Below are 16,160 nucleotides of genomic sequence, written 5' to 3'. Positions count from 1 at the left end.
CTTTCTTCCGGTCTGGGGCGCCCAGCCCGCGCAGCCTGGGCCCGCGGAACAGGGCACACTGGACGGGGATCTGGGCCGCGCCGGGGCGCCGCCGCAGCGGCGGCGTCGGGGCCGCGCCCCCGACCGACCCCGGCGGGGACGCCGACGGGGAGGATGCGCACCGGGAGGTCGCCGCGGCCGGGCCCGAGGCCGCCCCCTTCGCCGCGCCGCCGGGGGCGAGGCCCTCCAGGTGTGCGGCCATGTCACGCAGCACCGGGTTCCGGTAGAGGTCCGCGACCGACACTCCGGGGTACCGCTCGCGCAGCCGCGACGCCATGCGCGCGGCCGTCAGGCTGGTGCCGCCCAGGGCGACGAAGTCGGATCCGGGCCCGGGGCGGCTGCCGAGCAGCTGCGCCCACAGGTCGGCGAGCTCCGCGGCGACCGCCCCGAGCGGCTCCGACCCCACGGCCCGCGCCGCCTCCGACGCCCCCGAGGCGCCCGAGACGGCCGCGCGGTCCAGCGGCTCGGCCCCACCGGGCCCGCCCGCGCCACCCGCCGTCTGCGCGGATTCCGGCAGGGGCCACGGCAGGGCCTCGCGGTCGACCTTGCCGGAGGTGCGGGTGGGCAGTTCGGCGATCTCGGCCAGTACGGGCACCAGCGCCGCGGGCAGCGCCCGGGCCAGGGCCTCCCGGGCCCGGGCGCGGTCGTAGCCGGGCGCGGGGACGACGTACCCGGCGAGCACCTGGCCGCCGGCCGGGGTGACGTGCACGGCCGCGGCGGCGCCGAGCACCCCGGGCAGGGCGCTCAGGGCGGCGTCGATCTCGCCGAGTTCCACCCGGCGGCCGCCGAGCTTGATCTGGTCGTCGGCCCGCCCGGTGAAGACCAGCCCCGCGGGGTCCGCCAGCACGAGGTCGCCGGTGCGGTAGGCGCGGGCGGCGTCCAGCGCCGCGCAGGGCCGGAAGCGCTCCGCGTCCTTGACCGGGTCGAGGTAGCGGGCGACGCCGGCGCCGGCGATGACCAGCTCGCCCTCGGCGCCGGGCGCGACGGGCTCCCCCGCCTCGTCGACGACGGCCAGGTCCCAGCCGTCCAGGGGCAGCCCGATGCGTACGGGCTCGCCCGGCCGCAGCCGGGCGGCGCACGCCACGACGGTGGTCTCGGTGGGCCCGTAGGTGTTCCACATCTCGCGCCCGCCGGTCGCGAAGCGGTCGACGAGCTCGGCCGGGCAGGCTTCGCCGCCGACGATGAGCAGCCGGACCCGGTCCAGGCAGTCGGCGGGCCAGAGCGCGGCGAGCGTGGGCACGGTCGAGACCACGGTGACGGCCCGGTCGACGAGCCAGGGGCCCAGCTCGTGCCCGGCGCGCACGAGCGCCCGCGGGGCCGGGACCAGGCAGGCGCCGTGGCGCCAGGCCAGCCACATCTCCTCGCAGGAGGCGTCGAAGGCCACCGAGAGCCCGGCGAGCACCCGGTCACCGGGGCCGAGCGGGCGCTCCCGCAGGAACAGCCCGGCCTCGGCGTCGACGAACGCGGCGGCACTGCGGTGGCTGACGGCCACGCCCTTGGGGGCGCCCGTGGAGCCCGAGGTGAAGATGATCCACGCGTCGTCCTGCGGGCGGACCGCCCGGCGGGCCCCACCGGCGGCCCCGGCGGGCGGTACGGCGCCGGGCGCGACCTCGCCGTCCGCGCCGAGGACCAGGCAGACACCCGCCTCGCGGAAGACGGTCGCGGCCCGCTCGTCGGGGTCGTCCGCGTCCACCGGGACGTAGGCGGCGCCGCAGCGCAGCACGGACAGGACCGCCAGGTAGAGCTCCGCGCCGCCGGAGGGCACCCGGATCCCGATCCGGTCCCCCGCCCCGGCCCCGGCGCGGCGCAGTCGTTCGGCCCGGGCGGCGACCTCGGCGGTCAGCCGCCGGTAGTCGAGGCGTTCGGCGCCGGTGTCCAGGGCGAGGGCCCCGGGGTGGGCGGCCGCGGTGGCGTCCAGGACGTCGAGGAGCGTGCGTGCGGGGGCGGGGGGCGCACCGAAGTGACACGCGCCCCGCGCCGTGTCGGCGGAGGCCGGGCGGGGTGGGGGGCCGGACGGGTGGGATGGCATCGGTGCGCCTCTATTCGGCTGTGTGACGTGCGTATTCTGCACGGCCGAGCGCCTGCCTCCGGCGCCGCCCGCACGCATCCACAGATACCGGCCACGGGTGTCCGGTTCACCGCCCGGAAGCCACCGTTCCGCAAATCGAACAGGGCGTCTCGAACCCCAACGGCGCGTCAAAACCCTTGCCGCGGGCGGGATCGCGCCCCGCGCCGCGCGTCCCGGACGTCCTCCCGCATCGGCGACCCGTGGGGAGGATTTGGACAATCGCTGGGCTGACGTTCGGTATCGGACTCACCCGTTCCGCCCGCATCGCGCCCGATCAGGGGGCCGTGGGCGTTCCGATCGCGCGGGACTCGGCGATACGTTCGGCTTCCTCCAGCGCGCGCAGTTGCGCGGGAGTCACCCCTTCCGGTATCGGCACCGGGGCCGGGGTGCGCAGCGGCGGCTGCCAGCCCGTCTCCGGTTCCCAGCGCCGCACGATCCGGGCCGGCGCCCCGGCGACGACGGCGTGGTCGGGCACCTCCCCGCGGACGACGGCCCCCGCGGCCACCACCACGTTGCGGCCGAGCCGGGCGCCGGGGAGGACCACGGCGCCGGTGCCGAGCCAGCAACCCGGGCCGATCTCCACCGGCGCGCTGCGCGGCCACTGCTTGCCGACGGGCTCGTGCGGGTCGTCGTAACTGTGGTTGGTGGAGGTGATGTAGACCCCGGGCCCGCAGAAGGTGTCCGATCCGATGGTGATCCGGGTGTCCGCGATGACATGGCTCCCCCGACCGAGCACCACGCCGTTGCCGAGGACCAGCATCGGGTCCCGGCCGAGGTCGAGGTCCGGCATCATCCCGGCGGTCAGGGTGACCTGCTCGGCGATGATGCAGTGCTCGCCCAGGTGGATCCAGCGTTCGCCGAAGACGGTGCCCTGGGGGAAGGCCAGCCTGGTGCCCTCGCCGATGGCGCCGAAGCGCAGCCGCCCGGGCGCCTGCGCGGTGACCGCGCCGGCCCGCTGCGCCCAGCGCCAGCCCGCGTGGACGATCCGGCTCGCGGCCCGGCGGCGCAGGGCGGTCACGGCCGCCCGGACCTCCGCGGGCGAGACGGATGAGAACGTGTTTCTGTTCTTCGGCACCCGGCCACGGTAGTGGGCCGCGCCCCGGGCGTCCGGACGGCCCTCCTGTGATCTTCACCCCATCGGTCGACCGGCCGCGGGCGTGGCCTACGGTGCGAGGAGCGCGGCATCCGGAAGCAGAGGAAGAGAACATGACGTTTCAGGCGGACCAGGCATTCGTCGCCGGTGTCGGCGGGAAGAAGCCGGCCATCCACCCGGAGGCGTTCACCGCGCCGACGTCGGTCGTCGTCGGCGACGTGAGCCTCGCCGCCGGGGCGAGCATCTGGTACTCCGCGGTGCTGCGGGCCGACTGCGGGCCGATCGTGCTCGGCGCGGACAGCAACGTCCAGGACAACTGCACGGTCCACGTCGACCCCGGCTTCCCCGTGACCATCGGCGCGCGCGTCTCCATCGGCCACAACGCGGTGGTGCACGGCTGCACCGTCGAGGACGACTGCCTGATCGGCATGGGCGCCACCGTCCTCAACGGCGCGGTGATCGGGGCGGGTTCCCTGGTCGCCGCCCAGGCCCTGGTGCCCCAGGGCATGGTCGTCCCGCCGGGTTCCCTCGTCGCGGGCGTGCCGGCGAAGGTCCGGCGCCCGCTGACGGACGAGGAGCGGGCGGGCATCAGCCTGAACGCGACGATGTACGTCGAGCTGGCGAAGCAGCACCGCGCGGCCGCCCGGGACCTCGCGTAGCCGAGCCGTGGTGTCCCGGGCGGGCCCGGCGGCCACGGCGGCCGCGCCCGCCCGGGCCTTCACCCGGGGCCTTCGGTCCGGCCTTCAGTCGGTCACGACCGTCGTCTCGGCCGTCACCCTCGTCTCGGCCTGCGCCGCCGCCTTCTTGGCCCGGCTGCGCAGCACCAGCATGGAGGTGAGCCCGATCAGCACGGCCGCCACCAGCCCCAGCCAGGAGAACCGCTTCAGCCAGGCCTCCGCGACGATCCCGATGTAGTAGATGACCGCCGTGGTGCCGCCCGCCCAGATGATCCCGCCGAGCACGTTGGCGATCAGGAACTTCCAGTACGGCATCCGCAGCACGCCCGCCAGCGGCCCCGCGAAGATCCGCAGCAGCGCCACGAACCGCCCGAAGAAGACGGCCCACATGCCCCACTTCTCGAAGGACCGCTCGGCCATCGCGACGTGGTGCTCCCCGAAGTGCCGGGGGAAGCGCCGCCCGAGCCGGGCCAGCAGCGGCTTGCCGCCCTTGCGGCCGATCGCGTAGCCGATCGAGTCCCCGATGATCGCGCCCGCGCTCGCGCAGGCGCCCAGCACCACCGGGTCGATGCCGCCGTTCTGCGAGGCGAGCAGGGCCGCGCTGACCAGGACGATCTCTCCGGGCAGTGGGATGCCCACGCTCTCCAACCCGATGACCAGGCCGACCAGCAGATAGACACTCACCGCCGGGATGGTCTCCAGCCATTCCTGGATGTGCACCGGTACGTCCTCCCGCAGCGTGGTCGCGGCGCGCCCCCTGTGGCGCACCGACCCGCCAGCCTACCGGCCCGCCCCGCGCACCACCGCGGCCGCCCTCAGGGGCAGTTCCCGCGAGGAGCGCCCCACCCACACCTCCCGCCGTCCGGTGCCCACGACCCAGGCGTGCGGTCCCGCGTCCCAGGAGGACAGCGTGCGGGCGTCGAGATCGACGGCGATCCGCTGGGAGCGGCCGGGGGCGAGGCTGATCCGCCGGTAGCCGGCCAGGGCGCGGACGGGTTGGTCGAGCGTGAGGTCCGGCGAGGGGCCGAGGTACACCTGCGCCACGTCCGTGCCCGCGCGGCGGCCGGTGTTGCGCACGGTGAACTCCACCCGCAGCCCGGTGCCCCGGGGCCGTACGGTCAGCTTCTCGTAGTGCCAGGTGGTGTAGGAGAGGCCGTGGCCGAAGGGGAAGAGCGGGGCCACCCGTTCCGCGTCGTACCAGCGGTGGCCCACGTGGACGCCCTCGCTGTACTCCTGGCGCCCGCCGACCCCCGGGTAGCGCACCGGGTCCGCGCCGACCGGGGTGGAGCGCTCGTCGGCGGGGAAGGTCTGGGTGAGCCGGCCGCCGGGGTCGGCGTCGCCGAACAGCACGTCGGCGGTGGCGCCCGCGCCCTCCTGGCCCGGGTAGTACATCTGCAGCACGGCGGCGGTCCGCGCGAGCCAGGGCATGGCGGTCGACGAGGACGTGTTGAGGACCACGGTGGTGCGCGGGTTGGCCGCGGCGACCGCCTCGATCAGCCGTGCCTGGCCGCCGGGCAGCCCCAGGCCGGTCCGGTCGCTGCCCTCGGTCGCGTCCTCGTAGGCGAACAGGACCACGCTGTGGGCCGCCGCGGCCACCCGTACCGCCTCGGCCACGTCGGCGGCCCGGCTCGCCCGGGTGGTGTGGCGCAGCCGGAAGCGCGCGCCCCGGTCGCCGCCGTGGGCGCCGACGGTGAGCCTGTGGGTCCCGGGCGCGAGGGCGAGCGTACGGCGGCGCACGGTGAGCCCGTCGGGGGCGGCGCCGAGCAGCCCGCCCGCGAAGTACTCGGCCACGCCCTGCCGGACGGGGAAGACCTCCTCGCCGTCGAGGCGCACGTCGGGGCGCTTGCCGGTGTAGTGGACGAGCAGGGTCCACTCGTCGGCCTCGCGGAGGGTGAAGGCGCCCTCGTAGTGGTGCTCCTTGCCCGCGTCCACGACCTGGTCGTCCAGGGTGGCGGCCGGGGTCAACAGGCCCGCGGGCAGCGGGCGCCCGTACAGGTCCTCGCCGAGGGCGTGGCGGACCTCGGCCCCCTTGCCGGCGCGGGTGCGGATCGCGGCCAGCGGGCTCGCGGCCCGGTCCCGGTCGGGGACGACGTGGGCGCTGCCGCCGCCGCTGACGAAGGGCACCTGGCCGGTGGGCCCGATGACGGCGAGGGAGCGGGCGGCGGCCCCGGTCAGCGGCAGGGCCGCCTTCTCGTTGCGCAGCAGGACCGCGCCGGCGACCGCGACCCGCCGGGCGACCGCGGCGCCGGCGGCGGGATCGCGGGCCGGGCGGGGCGCGGGGGACGCCTCCAGCAGGCCGAAGCGGGCCATGGTGCTGAGCACCCGGCGCACCGCGAGGTCCACGGCGTGCTCCGGCACGGATCCGGCGCGCACGGCCTCGCGCAGCGGTTCGCCGAAGTGGGACCCGGCGGGCATCTCCATGTCGAGGCCCGCGGTGACGGCCGCGACGGTGCTGTGGGTGGCCTGCCAGTCGGACATCACCCAGCCGTCGAACCCCCAGCGCCCGCGCAGCAGCTCGTTGAGCAGCGGCTTGTTCTCGCAGGCGTAGGTGCCGTTGACCTTGTTGTACGCGCCCATCACCGAGCCGGCGCCGGCCGCGACGGCGGCCTCGAAGCCGCGCAGCTCCGTCTCGTGCAGGGTCTGTTCGGTGGCGACCGCGTCGATGGTGTCGCGGCCCTTCTCCTGGTTGTTGAGGGCGAAGTGCTTGACGGTGGCGATCAGCCCTTCGTCCTGGATGCCGCGGACCACCTCCGCGACCAGGTCGGCGGTCAGCCGCGGGTCTTCGGAGTAGGTCTCGAAGTTGCGGCCGGCGTAGGGGGTGCGGATCAGGTTGGCCATGGGCGACAGCAGCACGTCCTGGCCCAGGGCGCGGCCCTCGCGGCCGATGACGCGGCCGTAGGCGCGGGCGAGGGCGGGGTCGAAGGCGCTGGCCAGCATGACGGGCGCGGGCAGCGCGGTCGCCGGGCGGGCCACCCGTACCCCGGCCGGTCCGTCGGCGAGCCGCAGCGGCGGGATGCCCAGGCGCGGTACGCCGGGCACGTATCCCGCCTGACCGAGCGGGGCGGGGTCCACGGCGCCGTGCAGCAGCGAGGTCTTCTCCTCCAGGGTCAGCCGCTCCAGCAGGGCGTCGACCCGGGCGCCGGTGCCGGGCCGGGCGGTGGCGCCGGCCGCGCTCGCCCGGGCCGCCGTACGGGCCCCCGAGCGCGGGGGCACCTGGGGGACGCAGCCGCCCGCACCGAGGGCGGCGCCCGCCGCGCCCAGCAGCCTGATGGCGGTACGGCGGGACACGGCCTCGCTCATGGGGGCTCCCTGGAAGCGGCAGTGGGCGGGGCGGCCCGCGCCGGACCGCCCCCGGCCCACTGTGCGCCACGCGACCCCCGACCCCGCCGGGACGCGCCCTCGGCGGGGCGCCCTTCCACTGATGGGACGTATCCGGGCCGGGTTCGGGGCCGGGACTCAGGCGTTGGGGCGCAGCGTCCAGACGACCGTCATCTCGCCGGTCACGGCCTCGTCCTCGCGCTGGATGGCGACGGTCACGGGGAACTCGGGGCGGCCGCCCGCGTCGAGTTCGGCGATCACGTCGGCCGCCGGGCGGCCGAGGGTGGCGGTGGCCGTGACGACGCCCTTGGCCAGCTTCTTGTAGCCGATCTCGGCCCGGACGGCGAGCGGCACGGCGCGCGAGAGCTGGTCCCCGAAGGCCGCCAGCACGATCGCGCCGCTCGCGGACTCGGCGAGGGTGAACATGGCGCCGGCGTGCGGGCCGCCGACGTGGTTGTGGAACTCCGGCTGGTCGGGCAGGCGGACGACCGCGCGCTCGGGGGTGGTCTCCAGGAACTGGAGGTTCAGGGTCTTGGCCATCGGCACGGTCGCGGCGAGCAGTTCGCCCACGTTCATCTGGTCTGCGCTCATGACGAGCGATGTTACCCGCGAGTAGATGGGCTTGACCAGAGCCGTAACGGGACCGGCCGTGGTTCCCGCGTCCCGCTCCCACTATCGTTACCGGCCATGTGGCCAGGACAGCAGCAGCCGCCCGGGGGCGAGCAGAACGCGCAGGATGCGCAGAACAACCCGTACCAGCAACAGCCGGGACAGCCGAACCCGTACCAGCAGCCGGGGTACGCGGAGCAGCAGCCCGGCTACGGGTACCCGCAACCGGGCTACCAACAGCCCCCGCCGACCCAGCCGTGGGGGCAGGCACCGCCCCACCCGCAGGAGCCCGCGCAGGGGGGCAAGGGGTCGAGCCCCTTCGCGACGAAGACCGTCGCCATCGTGGCCGCCTCCGCGGTCGTGGTGGCCGCGGCCGTCACCGGAGCCTTCGTCCTGACCAGGGACGACAACACCAAGAAGGACGTGGCCGACGACAAGCCCGCCGCCAGCTCGCCCGCCCCGGTCCCGCCGCCCGCGCCGACCGGCAACCCGCGCGCGGGCGGCGACGTCGCCCCCGTGATCCCCGGCTGGAAGGTGGTCGTCAACCCGAAGTACGGGACCGCCTTCGACGTCCCGGCGGACTGGAAGGTCGACGGCTCGGGCATGACGTACGGCATCACCGACGAGTCCAAGAACGACGGCTCGCCGCTCCTGAGCATGTCCGCGCCCGCGGAGTACAAGGGCGAGTGGTGCAAGGTCGACTCCGACAAGAACGGCAAGGAGGAATCGACCGCCCTGGCCACCACCGGCACCAAGGGCGGCCAGGGCGCCAAGGACACCGCCGAGGCGGCCTACAACGAGGCCGGCAACTGGGTCTTCGCCGCCTACGCGCAGAAGGCGCCCAAGGGCACCGTGAAGGTGGGCACGGCCAAGGAGTACACGACCCTGTCCGGCCTCAAGGGGCACATGGACACCGCGACCGTCAGCGGCCTGCCCAAGAAGAACAAGTGCGACACCGACGGCAAGTCCATCGCCTTCAGCTTCAAGACCGCGAACGGCGACTTCTCCAGCTGGGTGCTCTACGGCCCGGCCAACGTCCCCGACGAGGTCAAGCCCGAGGTCTACGAGAAGATCCTCAGCTCGGTCCGGCTCACCACGGGATGACCTCCCGCTCCTCCGCCCCCGGACCGTTAATCGGTTTGGATTCCCGGCCCGGGGCGGGGATAGTCCGGGGGTGAGCTACCGCCCCGCCCCCGGTCCTGCGTCCGCGCGCCGTCACCGTCCCGCCTGGGCGGGACGCAACTACACGTTGCTGACGGGCGCGGCGGTGGTGACCAACCTCGGGAGCAACGGCGCGCTCATCGCCTCCGCCTTCGCCGTGCTGGAGGCGGGCGGTTCGAGCGGGGACGTCGGTCTGGTGACCGCCGCCCGTACGCTCCCCCTGGTCCTCTTCCTGCTCATCGGCGGCGCCATCGCCGACCGGATACCGCGCCACCGGGTGATGGTGGCGGCCAACGCCCTCAACTGCGTCTCGCAGGGCGCCTTCGCCGTGCTCGTCCTCGCCGGGGACCCGCAGCTGTGGCAGATGATGCTGCTCACCGCGCTGTGCGGCACCGGCACCGCCTTCTTCAGCCCGGCCGCCGAGGGCATGCTGCTCTCCAGCGTCTCGGGCGAGCACGCGAACCGGGCCTTCGCGCTCTTCCGGATGGCGGTGAACGGCGCGGGCATCGGCGGCGCCGCGCTCGGCGGAGCCATGATCGCCGCGATGGGCCCCGGCTGGGTCCTCGCGGTCGACGCGGTCGCCTTCGCGCTGGCGGGGGCCCTGCGCGCCTTCCTCGACGTCCGACACATCGCCCCCAGGGAGCCCGGCGGCAGCCTGGTGGGCGATCTGCGCGACGGCTGGGTCGAGTTCCGCAGCCGCCCCTGGCTGTGGAGCATCGTGCTCCAGTTCTCCGTCGTCGTCGCCGTCGTCGGCGCGGCCGAGGCGGTCTACGGGCCGCTGGTCGCCCGGGAGCACCTCGGCGGCCCCGCCCCCTGGGGGTTGGCCCTGGCCGCCTTCGGGGTCGGCACGCTGGGCGGAGCCATCCTGATGATGGTGTGGAAGCCGCGCCGGCTGCTGCTGGTGGGCACGCTGTGCGTGTTCCCGCTGGCGCTGCCGTCGGCGGGGTTGGCGGTCCCTCTGCCGACCTGGGGGCTGTGCCTGGTGATGCTGGTCAGCGGGCTGGCCATCGAGGTGTTCGGCGTCAACTGGATGACCACGATGCACCAGGAGATCCCGGAGGAGAAGTTCTCCCGTGTCTCCGCCTACGACTGGTTCGGCTCCATCTCGATGCTGCCCGTCGCCACCGCCCTCGCGGGTCCGGTCGAATCGGTCGTCGGGCGCACCCACGCGCTCTGGGGCTGCGCGGCCCTGGTCGTCATCGTGACGGCCGCCGTCCTCACCGTCCCCGACGTCCGCCGGCTGACCCGCAAGCCCGTGCCCGCGCTGCCGGCCGCGGGCCGGCCCGCGGAGGCCGTGGAGGCCGCGAAGCCCGCGGAGACCGTGCAGTCCAAGGCCGGGAGCGCGGCCGAGTGAGGGCGCGCGTCCGGCGGGGAGCGGCCGCGCGGCTCAGCCGATGCTGAAGGCTCCCTCGGGCGGCTCCGGCGAGGCCACCGCATCGGCGTCCCGCACGATCGCGGCCCGCCCGGCCAGCTTCGCCACCCCCGCCCCGTACTCCACCCGGGCCGGGAAGGCGTCCGCCGCGCACGCCCGCGCCAGGGCCGCCACCGGCAGCTCCCGGGCGGAGCCCACCAGCACGGCGTTGCCGAACCGGCGTCCGCGCAGCACTCCCGGTTCCGCGATCAGCGCCAGCTCCGGGAAGACGGTGGCGAAGTTCGCCAACTGCCCGCGCAGGAACCCGAAGGGCGCCCCGTCGGCCAGATTGGCCACGTAGGTCCCGCCGGGCCGCAGGACCCGGGCCGCCTCGCGCGCGTACTCCACCGAGGTCAGCTGGGCCGGCACCCGCGAGCCCCCGAACACGTCGGCCACCAGCACGTCCGCGCTCGCCGCGGGCGCGGCCTCCAGCCAGGCCCGCGCGTCGGCCGCGTGCAGCTCGATCCCGGCCCCCGCGGGCAGCGGCAGGTGCTCGGCGACCAGCTCCAGCAGCCCCCGGTCGAAGTCGACGACCTGCTGCCGGGAGCCGGGCCGGGTGGCGGCGGCGTAGCGGGGCAGCGTCAGCGCCCCGCCGCCGAGGTGCAGCAGGTCCAGCGGAGCGCCCGGGCCGGCCGCGCAGTCCAGGACGTGCGCGAGCCGGCGCACGTACTCGAACTCCAGGTGGTGCGGATCGTCGAGGTCCACATACGACTGCGGGGCCCCGTCCACCGTCAGCAGCCAGGCCCGCCGTCGGTCCACGTCCGGCATCAGCTTGGCGGTGCCCTGGCCCACGTCCCGGATCACCGGGATCTGTTCGTCGTCCACCCCACCATTGTCGGGCAGCTCAGAGGGTCCAGACGGCCGCCGCCTCGGCCGCGTGCGCGGCGGCCTGGGCGAGGCCCGCCCGGGCCGCCGGGGCCCGCCGGGCCGGGTCCAGCACGTTGCGCCCGAAGACCTTGCGGGCCTCGGCGGACGGGGTGATCAGCAGCACCTTGGAACCGTCCGCGCGCAGCCGCTCGACCTGCGTGCCGGGCGAGGGCGAGACCCCGGTGCCCATCGCCATGGGCGCGAGGACCACCACGCGCCGGTAGCCCGTCGCCACGTCCGCGTTGGCGGCCGACCGCACGCCCCCGTCGACGTAGCGCCGCTCCCCGACGCTCACCGGGGGCCACACCCCCGGCACCGCGCAGCTCGCCGAGACGGCGTCGACGAGGCCGACCCCGCTGTGCCGGTCGAAGTCGGCGGCGGCCCCGGTCCGCGCGTCCACCGCGGTGACCACGAACCGCCGCTCGGGCCACTGGTGGGAGACCAGCCGCGCTTCCAGCACCTTGCGCCGGGCCCCCTCGTCCCCGGTGTCGGCGGCCAGCGCGATCTCGCCGACCCGGCGCCGGTAGGCCGTGGCGTCCCTGGCCCGCATCATGGCGACGGCGTAGCGGGCGACGAGCCCGGCGCCCATCTTGGCCGGGATCTCGCCGCCCGCTCCGGCGAGCTGGCGCTCGTACAGCTCGCGCGGGGTCAGCAGGCCTGAGGTCAGCTGGGCGCCGACGACGGAGCCCGCGGAGGTGCCGACGACGAGTTCCGCGGCGGACAGGTCGATGCCCGCCTCGGCGAGCCCGTAGATGATCCCGGCTTCCCAGCCGACCCCGGTCAGCCCTCCGCCGCCGAGCACCAGCGCCGTCTCGCCGCTCATCGCAGCCCCCGCTCATCCGTGTGTGGTGACGGCAGTCTGCCGCAGGCGGGCTGCCGTCACCACGGTGGCCTTCGGGTCAGCCGAGAACGGACGTCACCGTTCCGGCACCGACCGTCCGCCCGCCCTCCCGGATCGCGAAGCCGAGCCCCGCTTCCAGCGGCACGTCCCGGCCCAGCTCGACGGTCATGGCGACCGTCTCCCCCGGCCGGGCGAGCCCCGCCTCGCCCAGGTCCACGTCCCCCACGACGTCGGCGGTGCGGACGTAGAACTGTGGCCGGTATCCGCTGGTCAGTGGCGTGGTCCGGCCGCCCTCCCGGGCGGACAGGACGTACACCTGGGCGGTGAAGCGCCGGCGCGGCGCCACGCTGCCCGGGGCCGCGACCACGTCGCCGCGGCGGATCCCGTCGCGGTGCACGCCCCGCAGCAGGACGGCGACGTTGTCCCCGGCCTCGGCGGAGTCCATCGGCTTGCCGAAGGTCTCCAGGCCGGTGACCACCGTCTCGACCGGCTCCCCGGCGGCGCCGAGCAGCACGACCCGGTCGCCCATGCGGACGGTGCCGCGCTCGACGGCGCCGGTGACGACCGTGCCCCGCCCGGTAATGGTCAGGACGTTCTCCACCGGCAGCAGGAACGGCGCGTCCGTGTAGCGCACCGGCATCGGTACGTAGGTGTCCACGGCGTCCAGGAGCGCCAGGACCGCCCCGGTCCACTGCGGGTCGCCCTCCAGCGCCCCCAACCCGGAGACCCGGACCACGGGGGCGGTGTCGCCCCCGTACCCGTGGGCGCTCAGCAGCTCGCGGACCTCCAGCTCGACCAGGTCGATCAGCTCGGGGTCCCCGGCGTCGGCCTTGTTCAGGGCGACGACGATGTGGTCGACGCCGACCTGGCGGGCGAGCAGGACGTGCTCGGCGGTCTGCGGCATGACCCCGTCGAGCGCGGAGACGACGAGGATCGCGCCGTCGAGCTGGGCCGCGCCGGTCACCATGTTCTTCACGTAGTCGGCGTGACCGGGCATGTCGACGTGGGCGTAGTGGCGGGTGTCCGTCTCGTACTCGACGTGCGAGAGGTTGATGGTGATCCCGCGCCGCGCCTCCTCCGGCGCCCGGTCGATCCGGTCGAAGGGCACGTAGGACGCTCCCCCGCGCTCGGCGAGGACCTTGGTGATGGCGGCGGTGAGGGTGGTCTTGCCGTGGTCGACGTGACCCATGGTGCCGATGTTGAGGTGCGGCTTGGTCCGCACGAAGGCCGTCTTGGCCATGACTGTTTCCCGTTTTTTCGCGTCGTTTCCGGTGTCAGAAGGCGACCGGAAGCCTGGAACGGGACCCCTGGATCCTGCCGACCCTCCCCCTGCGGGGTCCGCCGGACGATCCGGGAAGGGTCAGCTTCGTGCGCCGCCGAAGGGCGCCGCGGGTGCGGATGCGACGTCCGCTGCGATGAGTGCGATGTCCACGGCGGCAGCCTTCGGCGCGTCCGCGACTGCGGACGGCGCTGCGGGGAAGGGGTGCCGGAACATGGGACCGATCCTGTCCCAGCGGCGCCGGCGCGTCGAACGAATTAACGGGACGCGGTGTCGAACGGCCGCGTGATCAGAGGTTCTTGAGCGCCTCGCGCACCGACAGCGGCGCCAGCTCGGCGCGGTGGGCGCCGACGAAGGCGCGGACCGCGTCCGGGTCGGTCCTGGCGTACTCGCGCAGGCTCCAGCCGATCGCCTTGCGGACGAAGAAGTCCGGGTGGCCCGCCCGGCGACGGCAGTACGCGAAGAGCCGGTCCGCGTCGGTGGCGCCCTTGTAGGCGAGCTGGTGCAGCAGCGCGGTCCGGGCGAGCCAGAGGTCGTCGTCCCCGATCCACTGGTCCATCACCGCGCCCAGCGCGGGATCGGCGGCCACCAGCGGCCCCACCACGTGCGCGGCCAGCAGATCCACCGTGTCCCACCAGGGGTCGGTGACGATCAGGTGCCGCACCACGGGCAGGAAGCCGGAGCCGCAGCGCTTCACGTGGCGGCGCAGGTAGTCCACGGCCGCGTAGCGGTACTCGCGCTCCGGCAGCCGCCAGCAGCGCAGGGCGAGCGCGGCGCAGTCGGCCTCCGTGGGCGCCGGGGTGTCCTTCGTCACGGCCCGGGTGAGCTCGCGGCGCAGCGGCGTGGGGATCCCGAGGAAGGGCGAGACGTCCTTCATGTAGGCGGCCATGGCGCGGGCCCGGTCCGGATCGGCGGCGGCCGGGTACGCCGCGGTCAGCCCGGCCAGCAGGGCGTCCGCGAGCGCGCTGCGCGGGACGTCCGGGGGACGCCGGTCGTTGGCCTGCACGAGGTCCAGATTACGGCGCCCCGACGTGCCCGTCGGCTAGTCTCGGCGGATGTCCCCCCTGCTTCTGGCGCCCTGGTTCCGGCTGGCCCTGCTCGTCGTGCTGCTGGTGGCGGCCGGCGTGTGCGTGCTGCTGTTCGAGCCCCAGCGGATGCTGTCGCAGGGCTGGACCGGTTCGCTCCCGCTGGGCACGGCGGTCCTGCTCTTCGCGGCGGTGTACGGGCTGTGCACGGCGGCGTTCGTGCCGCGCCCCCTGCTGAACCTGGCCGCGGGGGCGGTCTTCGGGGCGCAGTTCGGCCTGGTGGCCGCGGTGGGCGGCACGGTGCTCGGCGCCGCCGTGGCCTTCGGTCTGGGCCGGGCCATGGGGCAGCGGGCCCTGCGGCCGCTGCTGCGCGGACGCTGGCTGCTGGCGGCGGACGGGCAGCTCAGCAGGCACGGGTTCCGATCGATGCTGGCGGTGCGGATCTTCCCCGGGGTGCCCTTCGCGGCCGCCAACTACATCGCCGCCATCTCGCGGTGCGGCTGGGTTCCGTTCCTGCTGGCGACGGCCCTCGGCACCGTCCCGAACACGGCGGCCTACGTGATCGCCGGGGGCAGCGCCTCCTCGCCCACCTCGCCCGTCTTCCTGGCCTCGCTGGGCTTCATCACCGTCTCCGGAGCGCTCGCCGCGGCCGTCGCGTGGCGCAAGAGGCACAAGCTGGCTGCGCCCCCTACGAGCGGCCTGACGCCGCAGCAGACCCCAGTGGTCGGCGGGGTCACCCGGACGCCCTAGCATCGGACGCGAACTTCCCGACGATCACAAGGACGAGCGCACCCCGACATGAGCTGGTTCGAATCCCTAATCCTCGGTCTCGTCCAGGGCCTCACGGAGTTCCTCCCGATCTCCTCCAGTGCCCACCTGCGCCTGACCGCGGCTTTCGCCGGCTGGCACGATCCCGGAGCGGCGTTCACCGCCATCACCCAGATCGGCACCGAGACCGCCGTGCTGATCTACTTCCGCAAGGACATCGCGCGGATCATCTCCGCCTGGTTCCGTTCCCTGACGAACAGGGCGCTGCGCTCGGACCACAACGCCCAGATGGGCTGGCTGGTCATCGTGGGCTCGATCCCGATCGGCGTCCTCGGCATCTCGCTGAAGGACCAGATCGAAGGCCCGTTCCGTGATCTGCGGCTGATCGCCACGACCTTGATCGTGATGGGCCTCGTCCTCGGTTTCGCCGACTGGCTGGCCTCGCGCGACGAGACGGGCGGCAAGCACCGGGTGGTCAAGCAGCGCAAGACGCTCAAGGAACTGGGCGTCAAGGACGGTCTGATCTTCGGTGTCGCGCAGGCGATGGCGCTGATCCCGGGCGTCTCCCGCTCCGGCGCGACCATCTCCGGCGGTCTGCTGATGGGCTACACCCGCGAGGCGGCGGCCCGTTACTCCTTCCTCCTCGCCATCCCCGCCGTACTGGCCTCGGGCGGCATGGAGTTGAAGGACCTCGGCAAGGGGCACGTCTCCTGGGGGCCGACGATCTTCGCGACGGTCATCGCCTTCCTGGTCGGCTACGCCGTGATCGCCTGGTTCATGAAGTTCATCACCACGAAGAGTTTCATGCCCTTCGTGATCTACCGGATCCTGCTGGGCATCGTGCTGTTCGCGCTGATCGGCATGGGTGTGCTGAGCCCGCACGCGGGCGAGTCCGCCGGCTGACGCGCCGCGCACCCGCACGCGGGGGGGGGGGGGGGGGGGGGGGGGGGGGGGGGACAGGGGGGGGGGGGGGGGGGGGGGGGGAAAAAAAAGAGAGAAAGGAT

14 protein-coding genes (1 of these 14 only partly in view) are annotated in these 16,160 nt (G+C 74.8%); 5 read left to right on the top strand and 9 right to left on the bottom strand.

All coding sequences use genetic code 11. From position 1 onward, the window contains the following. Positions 1-2,068, bottom strand: partial view of a Pls/PosA family non-ribosomal peptide synthetase gene (locus ACZ4UB_RS17280; protein ID WP_468070975.1) — the 5' portion only. It extends 2,231 nt beyond the left edge of the window; only the first 2,068 of its 4,299 coding nucleotides appear in the window; its start codon is at positions 2,066-2,068; the stop codon falls past the left edge of the window. A 313-nt stretch (positions 2,069-2,381) separates the two neighbouring features. Further along, positions 2,382-3,182 (bottom strand): acyltransferase, encoded by an 801-nt coding sequence (locus ACZ4UB_RS17275; protein ID WP_468070973.1) that lies wholly within the window; start codon positions 3,180-3,182, stop codon positions 2,382-2,384. A gap of 131 nt (positions 3,183-3,313) precedes the next feature. Between ACZ4UB_RS17275 and ACZ4UB_RS17270 the strand changes: the two genes are divergently transcribed. After that, entirely contained in the window at positions 3,314-3,859 is a 546-nt protein-coding gene (locus ACZ4UB_RS17270; protein WP_468070971.1) for a gamma carbonic anhydrase family protein, read from the top strand. An 84-nt stretch (positions 3,860-3,943) separates the two neighbouring features. Here the strand turns inward: ACZ4UB_RS17270 and ACZ4UB_RS17265 are convergent, their stop codons facing one another. The 3 genes from ACZ4UB_RS17265 to ACZ4UB_RS17255 all read right to left on the bottom strand — a co-directional run bounded on the left by ACZ4UB_RS17265 (position 3,944) and on the right by ACZ4UB_RS17255 (position 7,786). Then, positions 3,944-4,597 carry a DedA family protein gene (locus tag ACZ4UB_RS17265; protein ID WP_354382049.1) on the bottom strand — a complete coding sequence of 218 codons (654 nt, stop codon included), beginning with the start codon at positions 4,595-4,597 and terminating at the stop codon, positions 3,944-3,946. A gap of 60 nt (positions 4,598-4,657) precedes the next feature. After that, on the bottom strand, positions 4,658-7,177 hold the full coding sequence (locus ACZ4UB_RS17260; protein ID WP_468070969.1) for a beta-glucosidase: 2,520 nt from the start codon (positions 7,175-7,177) through the stop codon (positions 4,658-4,660). Between the two features lie 156 nt (positions 7,178-7,333). Continuing rightward, entirely contained in the window at positions 7,334-7,786 is a 453-nt protein-coding gene (locus ACZ4UB_RS17255) for a DUF4442 domain-containing protein (RefSeq protein ID WP_468070967.1), read from the bottom strand. 96 nt (positions 7,787-7,882) lie between these two features. On the opposite strand from ACZ4UB_RS17255, the gene ACZ4UB_RS17250 reads away from it, so the two are divergent. Together ACZ4UB_RS17250 and ACZ4UB_RS17245 are read left to right on the top strand one after the other, a co-directional pair. Beyond that, the gene (locus ACZ4UB_RS17250) at positions 7,883-8,908 is read left to right on the top strand and encodes a DUF8017 domain-containing protein (RefSeq protein WP_468070965.1); all 1,026 of its coding nucleotides are present in this window, start codon (positions 7,883-7,885) and stop codon (positions 8,906-8,908) included. A gap of 70 nt (positions 8,909-8,978) precedes the next feature. Further along, positions 8,979-10,319 carry an MFS transporter gene (locus tag ACZ4UB_RS17245; RefSeq protein ID WP_468070963.1) on the top strand — a complete coding sequence of 447 codons (1,341 nt, stop codon included), beginning with the start codon at positions 8,979-8,981 and terminating at the stop codon, positions 10,317-10,319. Between the two features lie 33 nt (positions 10,320-10,352). On the opposite strand, the gene ACZ4UB_RS17240 is transcribed toward ACZ4UB_RS17245, so the two are convergent. The 4 genes from ACZ4UB_RS17240 to ACZ4UB_RS17225 form a co-directional block, all read right to left on the bottom strand. Next, a complete protein-coding gene (locus ACZ4UB_RS17240; RefSeq protein ID WP_468071119.1) occupies positions 10,353-11,144 on the bottom strand; it encodes a spermidine synthase in 792 nt (263 codons plus the stop codon). Between the two features lie 76 nt (positions 11,145-11,220). Continuing rightward, positions 11,221-12,066 carry a patatin-like phospholipase family protein gene (locus tag ACZ4UB_RS17235; protein WP_468070961.1) on the bottom strand — a complete coding sequence of 282 codons (846 nt, stop codon included), beginning with the start codon at positions 12,064-12,066 and terminating at the stop codon, positions 11,221-11,223. 76 nt (positions 12,067-12,142) lie between these two features. Beyond that, positions 12,143-13,324 (bottom strand): elongation factor Tu, encoded by a 1,182-nt coding sequence (gene tuf, locus ACZ4UB_RS17230; protein ID WP_468070959.1) that lies wholly within the window; start codon positions 13,322-13,324, stop codon positions 12,143-12,145. 328 nt (positions 13,325-13,652) lie between these two features. Further along, on the bottom strand, positions 13,653-14,369 hold the full coding sequence (locus ACZ4UB_RS17225; RefSeq protein WP_468070957.1) for a DNA alkylation repair protein: 717 nt from the start codon (positions 14,367-14,369) through the stop codon (positions 13,653-13,655). Positions 14,370-14,418: 49 nt separating this feature from the next. Between ACZ4UB_RS17225 and ACZ4UB_RS17220 the strand changes: the two genes are divergently transcribed. Together ACZ4UB_RS17220 and ACZ4UB_RS17215 are read left to right on the top strand one after the other, a co-directional pair. Next, on the top strand, positions 14,419-15,138 hold the full coding sequence (locus ACZ4UB_RS17220) for a TVP38/TMEM64 family protein (RefSeq protein WP_468070955.1): 720 nt from the start codon (positions 14,419-14,421) through the stop codon (positions 15,136-15,138). A gap of 48 nt (positions 15,139-15,186) precedes the next feature. Beyond that, positions 15,187-16,059, top strand: coding sequence for an undecaprenyl-diphosphate phosphatase (locus ACZ4UB_RS17215; RefSeq protein WP_468070953.1), 873 nt, complete (start codon positions 15,187-15,189; stop codon positions 16,057-16,059). Positions 16,060-16,160 lie beyond the last annotated feature (101 nt).

The sequence above is a fragment of the Streptomyces sp. NPDC028419 genome, from assembly GCF_055565515.1.
This window is presented reverse-complemented; position numbering and strand designations above follow the sequence as displayed.

Excerpts from the sequence above, each read along its gene's own strand:
- ACZ4UB_RS17240 (WP_468071119.1), bottom strand. The coding sequence starts at position 11,144 with ATGCCGGACGTGGACCGACGGCGGGCCTGGCTGCTGACGGTGGACGGG.
- ACZ4UB_RS17250 (WP_468070965.1), top strand. The coding sequence starts at position 7,883 with ATGTGGCCAGGACAGCAGCAGCCGCCCGGGGGCGAGCAGAACGCGCAG.
- ACZ4UB_RS17215 (WP_468070953.1), top strand. The coding sequence starts at position 15,187 with ATGAGCTGGTTCGAATCCCTAATCCTCGGTCTCGTCCAGGGCCTCACG.
- ACZ4UB_RS17270 (WP_468070971.1), top strand. The coding sequence starts at position 3,314 with ATGACGTTTCAGGCGGACCAGGCATTCGTCGCCGGTGTCGGCGGGAAG.
- ACZ4UB_RS17220 (WP_468070955.1), top strand. The coding sequence starts at position 14,419 with ATGTCCCCCCTGCTTCTGGCGCCCTGGTTCCGGCTGGCCCTGCTCGTC.
- ACZ4UB_RS17255 (WP_468070967.1), bottom strand. The coding sequence starts at position 7,786 with ATGAGCGCAGACCAGATGAACGTGGGCGAACTGCTCGCCGCGACCGTG.
- ACZ4UB_RS17260 (WP_468070969.1), bottom strand. The coding sequence starts at position 7,177 with ATGAGCGAGGCCGTGTCCCGCCGTACCGCCATCAGGCTGCTGGGCGCG.
- tuf (WP_468070959.1), bottom strand. The coding sequence starts at position 13,324 with ATGGCCAAGACGGCCTTCGTGCGGACCAAGCCGCACCTCAACATCGGC.
- ACZ4UB_RS17235 (WP_468070961.1), bottom strand. The coding sequence starts at position 12,066 with ATGAGCGGCGAGACGGCGCTGGTGCTCGGCGGCGGAGGGCTGACCGGG.